Consider the following 13041-nt stretch of genomic DNA (forward strand, 5'->3'; position numbering starts at 1 on the left):
GCGCGCTCCGTCGGAGCGCGCCTGCAGGATCCCCATTCGAGGAATGCCCGATGAGTGATACCACGCCACCCCCGGCCGCGAGCGCCGGACACAACCACGATCACGGCAGCGGGGGCCCTTGGGCCGGCCGCGCCGAGATCATTTTTTCGCTGGCCTCCGGCGCCTTCCTCCTGGCCGGCTGGGCCTGGGGTCGAACACAGGGCGACGGTGCCACCGGTCCCCTCATCCTGCTGCTGCTGGCCTATGCGGCCGGCGGGTTCTTCACCGTGCGCGAAGCGATCGAGAACCTGCGCCACCGTGAGCTCAAGATCGATTCCCTGATGATCGTGGCGGCCGCGGGCGCCGCGGTCTTGGGCCAATGGGCCGAGGGCGCCTTGCTGTTGTTCCTGTTCAGTCTCGGCCATGCCCTCGAGAACTACGCGATGGGCCGCGCCCGTCGCGCCATCGAAGCGCTGGCGGCGTTGCGGCCCGAGACGGCGCTGGTGCGTCGCGGTGACCAGTTGGTCGACGTATCTGTAAACGACCTGGTTATCGGCGATGTCGTGGTGGTCAAGCCCGATGAACGCGTGGCGGCGGACGGCTTCGTCGTATTGGGCGAGAGCAGCATTGACCAAGCCGCCATCACGGGCGAGAGCGTGCCGGTCGACAAGCGGCCGGTGGTGGACGTGGCCGAGGCCAGGCAACGCCCTGACGCCGTCGGCCCCGAGCATCGCGTCTTCGCCGGCACCATCAACCAAGGCAAGGTTCTGGAGGTCGAAGTCACCCGCCTCGCCAGCCAGAGCACCTTGGCCCGAGTCGTGGAACTGGTGCGTTCGGCGGAGCACCAGAAATCCCCGACGCAGCTGTTCACGGACCGCTTCCAGAAGATCTTCGTTCCCGCGGTACTGGTCCTGGTGGGCCTGCTGTTGTTCGCCGGGCTGGTGGTGGATGAGCCCTTCAGCGCGACGTTCTACCGCGCCATGGCGGTGCTGGTAGCCGCCAGTCCCTGTGCCTTGGCCATCTCCACGCCCAGCGCGGTGTTAAGCGGCGTGGCGCGGGCCGCACGGGGCGGCGTGCTGATCAAGGGTGGCGGCCCGCTGGAGCGGCTGGGCGTCCTGCACGCGCTGGCTTTCGACAAGACCGGCACGCTGACCGAGGGCCGACCGCAGGTGACGGACGTCATGCCCGCTGACGGCGTGACGACGCAGGAACTGTTGAGCGTCGCTATTGCCGTAGAGCGCCTGAGTGACCATCCCTTGGCTGCCGCGGTGGTGCGCGATGGCCTGGTCCGTCTGGGCTCGCACGCTGTCCCTGAGGCGACGGACCTCGAGAGCCTTACAGGCCGCGGCCTGAAGGCGACCGTGGCCGGCGAGACCGTGCACCTGGGCAAGAAGAGCCTGTTCGATGAGCTCGGGGGTGCCGCCGTGCCCGCCGCGCTGAAGACGCGCGTGCTGGACTTGGAGCATCAAGGCCGGACGGTGTTCGTCGTACGACAGGGAGACCGTTACCTGGGCGCCGTTGGCTTGATGGACACGCCCCGGGAAGCCGCCAAGGCGGTGATGGCCCGACTGCGCGAGCTCGGCATGACCCGGCTGGTGATGCTCTCGGGCGACAACCAACGGGTCGCCGATGCGGTGGCCGCCAGCGTGGGCATCGACCGGGCGTATGGCGACCTGATGCCAGAAGACAAGGTCAAGGCGATCCAGGCACTGCGCGCCGAGGGCGAGGTGGCCATGGTGGGCGACGGTGTCAACGATGCGCCCGCACTGGCCAGCGCCTCGGTTGGAATCGCAATGGGCGCGGCGGGTTCAGATGTCGCGCTCGAGACAGCGGACGTGGCCTTGATGGGCGACAAGCTTGAGCACCTGCCGTTCGTCGTGGGGTTGAGCCGGCAGACCCGGCGCATCATCCGCCAGAACTTGTGGGCCAGCCTGGGCATGGTGGCCTTGCTCATTCCGGCGACGATCCTGGGCATGAAGATGGGCGTCGCCGTGCTCTTCCACGAGGGTTCCACCCTCCTGGTCGTGGCGAACGCGCTGCGCCTGCTCGCTTACAGAGACTCCGCGTAACGTCGGATGTTTCGGCGTTGTTAGCTCGCGCCTACGGAAAAGTGCGATGGCTGAGGCACTGCGCGGCGTGTTCTCAATCACCGGCAGGTCCGGGTTCATCGATTCTGTCCCCGGCGCTGCGCACGGTCATCACTCGGCGGCCCGCCTCAAAGCGACCTTAGTACCCTTGCCCGAGGATACGGCTGCTGCGTGCAATCTGCCGGACATCTGTGCAATCAGCATGACTATTGCAGTGCCGTCTTGCATCGAACGGCGGGAAGATGCGGCACAACGGACCGCGCAGACTGGCATTGATCTTGCAGCACGACACGCGCGGGCTGACTAAATCCTTGGCTCGCCCCCCTATCTCTCGTTAAGGAGCCCCCCCATGCACCACATGTCTTCCGAACTGCAGGCCTGCATCCGCAGCTGTCTGGACTGCTATCAGCACTGCCAGCACACCGCTCTGACCACCTGCCTTGAAAAAGGCGGCGATCACGTGGCGCCGGATCATTTCCGCCTGATGATCGATTGCGCCGAGGCCTGCCGCGCCGCCGCCGCGCTCATGATCAATCATTCCCCGTACCACGCCGAGTTCTGCCGCCTGTGCGCGCAGGTCTGCCGCGATTGCGCCGCCAGCTGCGAAGAACTGGACGGCATGGAGGCCTGCGTGCGCGCCTGCCGGGAGTGCGCACAAGCCTGCGAGGCGATGGCGGCGTCGGTCTGAACTGCCCTCCCCACACGGTAAAACTTCCCAAGCCGGGTAACCCGTTCCTTCGGCCCCACGGGGGCCGGAGGACTTCGGCGACCCGCTCCGCCCGGGGAACTTTTTGGCTCCACTGGCGGTCTAGCCCGCATCTTCCCCAGTTCTGGGGTGTATCCCATCGCATTTTTCTGGGTGTAGACTCCGGCCATGTCCCTGCTGCGCACCGTCGGCCACCTGCTGCTCGCTTTGGCGTTGATCGCCAACGCCGGGCTGCCGTCGGTCGCGTCCGCGGTCGATCACGCCGCGCACCAGAGCGCGGGAGTGGACCAGGCTATGGCGGCGGCGGGGCATTCGATGGCCGATGGCGACATAGCGTCGTGCCATGACGAGGCCACCGTGAAGCCCGTCGTGCCCAGCCCGGACTCGCCGCTGGATTGTTGTGACGGCGGCACCTGCACCTGCAGCTGCCTGCATCACGCGCCGGTCGCGGTGATCACACGCGCCCCGTGGGGCGTTTCACCCTATCGCTGGGTCGCCCAACTCGGCCGCCTGGTGTCTGTATCCGCCGCGCCCTCGGCGCCGGCCATCCGACCTCCTATCGCCTAAGCCCTCCCGGCGGACACTGATCCGCCCCAATCGCTCGACCTGGCCTCCAGGTCGCGTTGCCCGTGGCCTGTCGCCGCGGGTGCTTTGGAGGGTTTTCCATGACTTTACGTTTCCGCCCGGCCGCCCTGGCCGTGGCCCTGAGCCTGGCCCTGAGTGGTTGCGCTTCGCTGGCCTCGCGACCCGGTGACACCGACATCAATGCCCTGCTCGCCGAGCGTCGCGGCCCGCAGGTGGAGTGGTCCGCCGTGGGCCAACCGCCCCCAGAACGGCAGGCCATCGACCAGTGGCTCGGCGCCCCGATGACCGCCGAGGCGGCGGTGCGCGTGGCCATGCTGCGCAGTCCGCGCCTGCAGCAAGAATATGCCCGGCTGGGCCTGGCCCGGGCCGACGTGCTCGAGGCCGTGCAGGTGGCCAACCCCACCCTGTCGCTTTCACGGTCCTATCTGGACCCGGGTAGCGGCTACAACCGCCTGGCCGGTCTGACCCTACCCTTGGCCGACCTGCTGGTGTTGCCGGTGCGCACGCGCCTGGCTCATGCCGAGTACGAACGCGCCAAGCTCGAGATCGCCGGGGCCGTGCTCAATGTGGCCGCCGACGTGGAAGCCGCCTGGTACACCTATGTGGGTGCCCAGCAAGTCGCGGACATGCGCACGGCGGTGGCCGGCGGCGCAGATGCCGCGGCCGAACTCGCCCAACGATTCTTTGATGCCGGCAACATCAGCGAGTTGCAGCTCAAGCAGGAGCAGGCGGCCGCCAGTGAGGCGCGCATCATCGCCGCCCGGGCCCGCGCGGACGCCGGCCGCGCCCGCCTGACCCTCAACACCCTGCTGGGCCTCAGTGGCGAGGACGCGGCCTGGGCGACCAGCGATCGCCTGCCTATGCCGGTCGGAGCCGAAGACGATCCCCAGCAGTTGGCGGAGCTGGCGCGCACGTCCAGCCTGGAATTGCTCGCGGCCCGCCAGCAGGCCGACATCCTGATGGATGCGCTCGGCATCACGCGCAAGCTGCGTTGGCTGGGCGGCAGCGAAATCGGCTACGAGCGCGAACGTGACGCCGATGGCACGCGCCTTCGCGGCCCGACGCTGGATCTGGAACTACCCATCTTCAACCAGGGCCAAGCCAAACTGGCGCGTGCGGAGGCGTTGCTGGCCGAAGCCCGGGCGCGTGTGGCCCAGGCGGAATTGGGCGTCGATAACGCCGTGCGCCTGGGGGCCGAACAAGTCCGCGAACTGAGCCAGGTCGTGGCAATCCACCGCGAGGCCCTGATCCCGCAACGCGAAAAGGTGGTCGAGCGCAGCCAGCAAGAGCAGAACTTCATGCTCATCGGAGTGTTCGAGCTGATCCAGGCCAAGGTGCAGGAATACAACGCGTATGAGAGCTACCTCGAGGCAGTGCGCGACTACTGGCTGGCCCGCGTGGAGCTGATGCGGGCCGTTGGCCAGCGCTTGCCCAGCGACGCCGCCATCGGTGACCGCACCCCCAGCGTTCAGGACATCCTGACGCCGTCCGCCGAGGAGGCGATGCCGGGCATGGACCACAGCGGCCACGACATGTCGTCGATGCCCGCCACGCCTGCCGGTGCGATGGAGGACATGGACCACAGCGGTATGGACATGCCAGCGAAACCGGATGCGTCGGCGGCCCCCGCGGCGGCGCCGGCCAGCGCGATTGAGGGTATGGACCATAGCGGCATGGACATGCCGGCGAAGCCGGATGCGCCGGCGCCCCCCACGGCTGCGCCCGTCGACGCGATGGAGGGGATGGACCACAGCGGCATGGACATGCCACCGACACCGCCGGCGTCTACGCCGGCACCGGTGGATCACTCCAAGCACGGCACGCCGCCCGCGTCCCCCGCACCGCCGACCGAGGACGAGAAAGAAACCGAGGACGACACCCGCACCCCGCCCGACCACAGCGCCCACGGAGGCACCCCATGAAGATCACACGACGCGACATCCTGCTGGGCGCAGGGGCCGGTCTAGTCACGACGGCCGCAACGGGTATGGCCAGTGCCCAGAGTCAGGGCCACGACATGAGCCAGATGAAAGAGCCCGCTGCGCCGCCGGAGGCGCCGCCGGTCTCCCGCCCGCGGGCGGGCAAGGTGCGCACGCTCAATGGCTGGACCCTGCCCTACCGCATGAACGGCGGCGTTAAGGAATTCCATCTGGTCGCCGAGGAGTTCGAACACGAATTCGCACCCGGCTCCAAGGCGATCTGCTGGGGCTACAACGGTTCCACACCGGGACCGACCATCGAGGCGACTGAAGGCGACCGCATCCGCATCTTCGTGACCAACCGCCTGCGCGAAGCCACCACCATCCACTGGCATGGCCTGATCCTGCCCAGCGGCATGGACGGCGTCGGTGGCCTGAACCAGCCCCAGATCAAGCCCGGCGAGACCTTCGCCTACGAGTTCACGCTCAAGCAGCACGGTACCCACATGTACCACCCGCACGCCGACGAGATGGTGCAGATGGCCATGGGCATGATGGGCCTGCTGATCATCCACCCCAAGCGCGGCGAGGCGGTGCCGATCGATCGCGACTACGCGTTCCTGCTGCATAACTTCGCGCTGCACCCCGGCACGCGCCGGCCGGATCCGGCGGTGATGCAGGACTTCGACCTGTGGACCTTCAACTCCAAGGTCTTCCCGGCGATCGAGCCGATCGTGGCGCGGACCGGTGAGCGCGTCCGCATCCGCGTGGGCAACCTGAGCATGTGGAACCACCCGATTCACCTCCACGGCGTGCAGTTCCACATCACCGGCGGCGACGGCGGCCGGCTGCCGCGCTCGCAGTGGCGCACCGAGGTCACCGAGATCGTCGGCGTCGGCCAGATGCGCGACATCGAGTTCACGGCGGTACCCGGCGACTGGGCATTCCACTGCCACATGTCGCACCACACCATGGGCCCGATGGGCCACGACGTGCCCAACACCATCGGCGTCGATCAGCGTGGCGTGGAAGCCAAGATTCGCCAGATGCTGCCGGGCTACATGGCCATGGGCAAGGACGGCATGGGCGAGCACCAGGACCACACCGATGGCGGCATGGCCGCCCCCCCGAACACGCTGGCGATGATGGCCGGCAAGGGTCCGTTCGGGAACATCGAGATGGGCGGCATGTTCACCGTCGTCAAAGTCCGTGACGACCTGGCGCCGGGCGATTTCTCCGACCCGGGCTGGTACCGCAACCCCACTGGCACCGTCGCCCAGCGCGTCAGTGACGATCCCGCGTTCGGCAATCCGCCGCGACGTCCGCGTTAACAGGAGCCCTAGTCATGTCTCTGATCAAAAGTGGTTTGATTCTCGTGGGTCTGGGTGCCGCGGCCGTCGGCGGCGGCATCTACTTTGGTGCCATCCACCCGGGTGCTGACGAGCCGCATTCGGCCGTGGTCTTCAAGCTCATCGAAACGGCGCGCGACCGCGCCATCGCGGTCCGTGCCCACGACATGGTCGTCCCGACCTTGGGTAGCGAAGCCCAGATTCGCAGCGGCGCCGGCAACTACGCGGCCATGTGCACTACCTGCCACCTTGCCCCCGGCATGGCAGCGACCGAGCTGAGCCAAGGGCTGTATCCGGCGCCACCGGAGCTCTCCACGCTCGGCGCGCCCGATCCGGCCCGCGCCTTCTGGGTCATCAAGCACGGCATCAAGGCCTCGGGTATGCCGGCCTGGGGCAAGAGCATGTCCGATGAGTACATCTGGAACATGGTCGCGTTCTTGCAAGAAATGCCGAAGATGAGCCCGGATCAATATCAGGCATTGGTGGCGACCAGCGGCGGCCACTCGCACGGTGGCGGCGAGAGCATGCCGCACGACGACGCCATGCCAGGGATGGCCGGCATGGGCAGTGGTAACCATCACGATGGCGCCGCCGCCATGGACCACGACGATGCCGGTACGGCGCCCCATGCCCATGACACGCCGATGTCCGCCGACCACGATGACGCCGGGTCGGCGCCGCACGCTCACGACGCCCCGGCGCCCGCGGCACATGACGATGCCGGTGCGCCGGCCCACGACCACGACGCGCCAGCGCCACCGGCGCACGACGATGCCGGTGGGACGCCGCACGACCACTGACCCCTCTCTGACAGGACCCTCCCATGAAGCGTATCGCCACCCTTGCTGTGTTCTCCCTCGCCGCCGTGGGTAGCCCGGCGTTTGCCGATGGCTCGACCACGCCGCCCCACGCCCACGACGCCGCCACCCCGCACGCGTCCGCCGGGCCGCAACTGAGCATCCCGGCGCAGGCAGAGCCTGCGGTGGCGGCCGTTGAGCGGTTTTCCGCCGCGCTGGCTGCCGGCCAGCTTGACGCCGCCGGCGCCGAGCTCGATCCCAACGTACTGATCCTGGAAAGCGGCGGCGCTGAACGCTCCGCCGCCGAGTACCTGGGCGGTCACGCCAAGGGCGACGCGGCCTTCCTCCAGACCGCCCACATCCAGTTGCTTCGTCGCACCGCCCAGGTCAGCGGCGATCTGGCCTGGGTGGCCAGCGAGAGCGAGTTGCACCTGAGCAAGGACGGCAAGCCGGTCACGGTGCTCAGCACCGAAACCATGCTGGTCCAGCGCTCGGACGCGGGCTGGAAGATTGTCCACATCCACTGGTCCTCGCGCACGAAGGCACCGGGCGACCATCACTAGGAGACCGCCATGCGCCGGTTTACGTCGGTACTGACCACCGTGATGCTGCCGCTGGCCCTCGCCTCCTGCGAAGGCCGGAAGGATGCCCCGCCGGAGGCCTTTGGCCCCCATGAGGTCGCGAGCCCGGCGACAAAGGTGACGCCCCCTCAGGCGGATGACAAGTCCGCGCCCCATGTCGCCGAGCATCCGGCCACGCTGCCGCGGATCACCATGCATAAGGACCCCAACTGCGAGTGCTGCAGCCTCTGGGCACGCCATGTCGAGGGCGCCGGCTTCCCGGTGAGCGTGGTGGCCGACACCCACATGGACGCCTTCAAGCGCAGCGTCGGCGTGCCGGCCGGCAAGGGCTCCTGCCACACCGCCCAGGTCGAGGGCTACTTCATTGAGGGCCATGTGCCGGTGGAAGACATACAGCGGCTACTGGCCGAGCGCCCCGATGCCCGCGGCCTGGCGGCACCGGGCATGCCGATTGGCTCGCCTGGCATGCCCGGTCCGGCGCGCCCCTACACCGTTTACCTGATTGGCAAGGATGGCAGCAGCACGCCGTACAGCCAGCACGGTCACTGACCCGGAGTCATCGCAATGAGCCAACACGACAGCCACGCGCCGACCTCCTCGGCGACACCCACCGAACAACCCCGCGATCCGGTCTGTGGCATGTTCGTGGACGGTCCCCTGTTCGCGCTTCATGGCGATGTTCGGTACCACTTTTGCTCGGAGCGCTGTCGCCAGAAGTTTCTGGATGAGCCGGAGCGCTACCTCCAGTCCGAGGGGTCGGCAGGTGGCCATCCTCCCGCTTCGACGGCCGCGCCGGGCGTGCCCCGCGTTCAGTACACCTGCCCCATGCACCCGGAAATCGTCCGGGACGGACCGGGGACCTGCCCGATCTGCGGCATGGCGCTCGAACCCCTGCAGCCATCGATGGAGGATGACGAGAACCCCGAGTTGGCCGACTTTAAGCGTCGGTTCTGGGTCACCCTGCCCCTGACCGTCATCGTGCTGGCCCTGGCGATGTTCGGCCATCTTTGGGACGGTATGCAGGCAACCACCCGGACCTGGGTCGAACTGGTCCTGACGGCGCCGGTGGTGCTGTGGGCGGGCTGGCCCTTCTTCGTGCGCGGCGTGGCCTCGCTGCGCACCGGCAACCTCAACATGTGGACGCTGATCGGGACCGGTGTTGGCGCCGCCTTCGGCTACAGCGTGGCGGCGACCGTGGCCCCGGGATGGTTCCCGGCTTCGTTCCAGGAACACGGCCGCGTGGGCGTGTATTTCGAGGCAGCGGCGGTGATCGTCTCGCTCACCCTGCTGGGCCAGTTGCTCGAGCTCAAGGCCCGGTCGCAGACCTCGGCCGCCATCAAGGCGCTGTTGCGCCTGGCGCCCAAGACCGCCCGCCGCATCAACGCCGACGGCAGCGAAGAGGATATTGCCCTCACCCACGTGCACGTCGGCGATCGCCTTCGCGTGCGGCCGGGTGAAAGCGTACCGACCGATGGCGAGGTCGTTCAGGGCGCGTCCAGCGTAGACGAGTCGATGCTCACCGGTGAGCCGATGCCGGTCAGCAAGAGCGTTGGGGACCGGGTCATCGGCGCCACCCAGAACGCCTCGGGCAGTCTGGTGATCGTGGCTGACAAGGTCGGCGCCGATACGGTGCTGAGCCAGATCGTGCAGCTGGTGGCCAACGCCCAGCGGTCGCGGGCGCCCATGCAGCGCATGGCCGATACCGTATCGTTCTGGTTCGTGCTGGCGGTGCTCGGCATCTCCCTGAGCACCCTTCTGGTCTGGGGCTTCTTCGGGCCGGAGCCGTCCTGGGTATTCGGCGTTCTCAACGCCGTGGCCGTGCTCATCATCGCCTGCCCCTGCGCCCTGGGCCTGGCAACGCCGATGTCCATCATGGTCGCCACCGGTCGAGCGGCCAGCGTGGGCGTCCTGTTCCGCGACGCCGAGGCCATCGAGAACCTGCGTAAGATCGACACGCTGATCGTCGACAAGACCGGCACCTTGACTGAAGGTCGGCCCCGCTACCGCGATACGGCAGCCTTGACGGGCTTCGCGCCCAGGGAGGTGCTGCGATTGGCCGCAAGCCTGGATCAGGGCAGCGAGCATCCGCTGGCGGCAGCGATCGTCGCCGAAGCCCGGGAGCGCGGCATGGCCTTGTCGACCCCCGAGTCCTTTGAGTCGGCCAGTGGCATCGGGGTCCGGGGACGGGTCGAGGGTAAGGCGCTGGCCCTGGGCAATGGCGCCCTCATGGTCGAGGAAGGCGTCGATGTGAGCTCGCTCAAGACAGCCGCCGAACGGCTGCGGGCCGAAGGCGCGAGTGTGATGTTCCTGGCCGTCGACGCCGAGCCCGCCGGCCTGATCGCTGTCGCGGACATGATCAAGGAGTCCACGCCCGAAGCGATTGAGCAGCTCCGGGCCGACGGTCTGCGCCTGATCATGGCGACGGGCGATGGCGAAACCACGGCCCAGGCCGTCGCCAAGGCCTTGGGCATCAGCGAGGTGCACGGCGAAGTGCGCCCTCAGGACAAGGTGGAGCTGGTGGCCGCGCTCAAAGCGCAGGGACGCCGCGTGGCGATGGCGGGCGATGGCATCAACGATGCGCCGGCGCTGGCCCTGGCGGATGTCGGCATCGCCATGGGGACCGGCACGGACGTGGCGATGTCCAGCGGCCAGGTGACCCTGGTCAAGGGCGACCTGCGCGGCATTGTCAGGGCCCGGCAGATCTCCGAGGCCACGGTGGCCAATATGAAGCAGAACCTCGGCTTCGCCTTCCTCTACAACGCCTTGGGCGTGCCGATCGCGGCGGGCGTGCTGTATCCGGTGTTCGGCCTGCTGCTCAGCCCGATGATCGCGGCCCTGGCCATGAGCTTGAGTTCGGTGTCGGTGGTGGTCAACGCCTTGAGGCTGCGAAAGGAAAGAGTCTGAAGCTCTGCTGAGGCGCCGTGTGCCGCAGAGGTCGAGAGAACCACTGAGCGACGACCGTCTTCGTAACGAAACCCTTTTCACCCGCGGCAACCAAAGGAGAACAGATCCATGAAGTACTCCCGATTCGGGCTGATGATCCTGGTATCCACTGTTGTGATGTTTGGTTTGATGTACCTCAACAATTACGCGCTTGACCACGTCTATTTCAGCGAAACACGCTTCTACATGGCGTTGGTCATGGGCGCGAGCATGGCGGCGGTGATGCTGCTCTTCATGCTCAAGATGTACACCCGCAAAGGCGCCAACTGGACCATCCTGGCATCGGCGGTATTGGTGTTCTCCGGCTCGCTGTGGCTGGTCCGCAGCCAGTCCACCATTGAAGACGTTGCCTGGATGAAGGCGATGATCCCGCATCACTCGATCGCCATTCTTACCAGCTCGCGCGCCGAAATCAGCGACCCCCGGGTCCGAGACCTGGCCGACCGCATCATCAAGGCGCAGGAGAGCGAGATTGCCGAGATGAAGCAGTTGATCCAGGAGCTGGAGGCACAGCCCGAGCGGTGATCCGAATCCGACACCTTTTGTTTGCCGCAACGAGAGACGTTGTCGGCAGCCGGGCCGGCGAGAAGTTGGGACACTCGCCGGACCGTTCTTTCCGTCCCCTAGGAGAGTTCCCCATGACACGTTTGCTTCCGTTCGCCATCGCCCTGCTGATCGCCGCCCCCGTTGCCTGGGCCGACGATAAGGGCCACGACCACATGGCCGCCAAGAATGGCCAGACCCAGCCGCACGACATGGCCGCCATGTCCGCCGAGGAGTTCGCCAAGCTCGACGCCGACAAGAACGGTCAGCTGTCCCGCAGCGAGCTCCCCAAGGAGCACAAGTTCGCGGCGCATTTCGACATGCTCGATACCGACAAGAACGGCACCCTCTCGGCGGCCGAGTTCGCCAAGGGCCACGGCATGTGACGCTTCCCCCGGGGCGGCGCATGCCGCCCCGGGCCTGATATCGGGAGAGAGCAATGACACGACTATGGATGGGCCTGGTGGCCCTGCTGTTGGCCGGCGCAGCGATGGCAACCCCCACGCCCATGCCCTCAGATGACACCGCCGCAATAAAGGCCGTGCTCGCGGCCTACAAGACGGCGCTCGAGCGCCGGGATCTGACGGGTGTGGAGGCGTTGTTTGCCCAGCGCAATGAGGTGATCGAATCGGGCAAGGTGGAAGGCTCATATGCCGACTACGTGACCCACCACATCGGTCCGGAACTGGGCCACATCCAACGATTTGCATTCGAGGACTATGCGGTGACCGTCGAGCAGGAGGGCGACATCGCCTGGGCTACGGAGACTTATCGCTACACGATCGTTTTGCCTGACCGTGCCGATCCGATCGTGCGTCAGGGTGCGGCCACCAGCGTCCTGCAGCGTAAGGACGGCGTGTGGAGAATTCGCGCCCTGCACAGCTCGTCTAGGGCACCAAAGCCCGCGGCAACGACCCCGTAAGGCGCGCCGATGAGGGCCGAGCCTGTGCCAGCACCCACGCAGATCGACTTGGCGCCCCTGCTCAAGCACTGGCGCCAGAGCCGGGACAATTCAAAGGCCGCTTTCCCCTAACCCCGATAAGCTGCCCAAATCGGCGAATCCCCCGCCGCGCACCCTCTGCCACATCCCTGTTCTCAGATATTTAGGAGCCCGGGCATGTCAACCCAGCCAGGCGAGAGGGTCGCGTCGAGGCCAGGAATCGAGTGCCAGGCGACGATCCACAACGCCGCCCGGCGCTCGCAGGGATCCACCAGCTGTCGAAACCCCTCCCAGCCGTCTGCCTCCCGCAGCTCCCGATAGTGGCGGGGCCCGTGGACGAAGCCTGCGAGAGCCGGGGTCGGCGATAGGTTTGCGGTCAGCGGTGGGCCGCGCGTCGCACCGAGGCTAAAGCTCACTTCGCAGAGCCGCTCACGCACTGAAGGAGGGTTGCTGCGCCAGGTGGCAGGCCAAGGGGCGCCGCGGAACAAGCTGGCTTCGAGCGCGGTGCCGAAGCTCTCGATCATGTTCAGAATTTCGCGATCGTAATCAGTGAGCGCCTTTTGTGCGGCGAGGGCCGCGGCCAAGTCCGGCTTGAATCGATCCCGTGGGATG

13 protein-coding genes are annotated in these 13041 nt (G+C 67.2%); 12 read left to right on the top strand and 1 reads right to left on the bottom strand.

All coding sequences use genetic code 11. The features are described 5' to 3' along the window. The first annotated feature begins 50 nt into the window (after positions 1-50). The 12 genes from C6N40_RS03275 to C6N40_RS03330 all read left to right on the top strand — a co-directional run bounded on the left by C6N40_RS03275 (position 51) and on the right by C6N40_RS03330 (position 12411). Complete coding sequence (locus C6N40_RS03275) at positions 51-2048, top strand: heavy metal translocating P-type ATPase (RefSeq protein ID WP_106989580.1); 1998 nt, start codon at positions 51-53, stop codon at positions 2046-2048. A 376-nt stretch (positions 2049-2424) separates the two neighbouring features. Then, on the top strand, positions 2425-2754 hold the full coding sequence (locus tag C6N40_RS03280) for a four-helix bundle copper-binding protein (RefSeq protein WP_205208533.1): 330 nt from the start codon (positions 2425-2427) through the stop codon (positions 2752-2754). Positions 2755-2940: 186 nt separating this feature from the next. Continuing rightward, a complete protein-coding gene (locus C6N40_RS03285) occupies positions 2941-3339 on the top strand; it encodes a CopL family metal-binding regulatory protein (protein ID WP_106989582.1) in 399 nt (132 codons plus the stop codon). 98 nt (positions 3340-3437) lie between these two features. After that, a complete protein-coding gene (locus C6N40_RS03290; RefSeq protein WP_106989583.1) occupies positions 3438-5279 on the top strand; it encodes a TolC family protein in 1842 nt (613 codons plus the stop codon). 95 nt (positions 5280-5374) lie between these two features. Then, positions 5375-6607, top strand: coding sequence for a multicopper oxidase family protein (locus tag C6N40_RS03295; protein WP_205208534.1), 1233 nt, complete (start codon positions 5375-5377; stop codon positions 6605-6607). A gap of 14 nt (positions 6608-6621) precedes the next feature. Then, positions 6622-7425, top strand: a complete 804-nt coding sequence (locus C6N40_RS03300) for a c-type cytochrome (RefSeq protein ID WP_106989584.1) — start codon at positions 6622-6624, stop codon at positions 7423-7425. 23 nt (positions 7426-7448) lie between these two features. Beyond that, positions 7449-7985 (top strand): YybH family protein, encoded by a 537-nt coding sequence (locus tag C6N40_RS03305; RefSeq protein WP_106989585.1) that lies wholly within the window; start codon positions 7449-7451, stop codon positions 7983-7985. A 9-nt stretch (positions 7986-7994) separates the two neighbouring features. Beyond that, positions 7995-8552: a DUF411 domain-containing protein gene (locus tag C6N40_RS03310; protein WP_240183436.1), complete on the top strand. Its 558-nt coding sequence runs from the start codon at positions 7995-7997 to the stop codon at positions 8550-8552. Between the two features lie 15 nt (positions 8553-8567). Beyond that, positions 8568-10907 carry a heavy metal translocating P-type ATPase gene (locus C6N40_RS03315; RefSeq protein WP_106989586.1) on the top strand — a complete coding sequence of 780 codons (2340 nt, stop codon included), beginning with the start codon at positions 8568-8570 and terminating at the stop codon, positions 10905-10907. A 108-nt stretch (positions 10908-11015) separates the two neighbouring features. After that, entirely contained in the window at positions 11016-11471 is a 456-nt protein-coding gene (locus tag C6N40_RS03320) for a DUF305 domain-containing protein (RefSeq protein ID WP_106989587.1), read from the top strand. 113 nt (positions 11472-11584) lie between these two features. Further along, a complete protein-coding gene (locus C6N40_RS03325) occupies positions 11585-11875 on the top strand; it encodes an EF-hand domain-containing protein (RefSeq protein WP_231693871.1) in 291 nt (96 codons plus the stop codon). 77 nt (positions 11876-11952) lie between these two features. Continuing rightward, positions 11953-12411 (top strand): YybH family protein, encoded by a 459-nt coding sequence (locus tag C6N40_RS03330; protein ID WP_205208535.1) that lies wholly within the window; start codon positions 11953-11955, stop codon positions 12409-12411. 173 nt (positions 12412-12584) lie between these two features. On the opposite strand, the gene C6N40_RS14390 is transcribed toward C6N40_RS03330, so the two are convergent. Beyond that, positions 12585-13013, bottom strand: a complete 429-nt coding sequence (locus tag C6N40_RS14390; RefSeq protein WP_240183437.1) for a hypothetical protein — start codon at positions 13011-13013, stop codon at positions 12585-12587. Between the last annotated feature and the right edge of the window lie 28 nt (positions 13014-13041).

The sequence above is a fragment of the Arenimonas caeni genome (genome assembly GCF_003024235.1).
In the GTDB taxonomy this organism is placed as follows: domain Bacteria; phylum Pseudomonadota; class Gammaproteobacteria; order Xanthomonadales; family Xanthomonadaceae; genus Arenimonas; species Arenimonas caeni.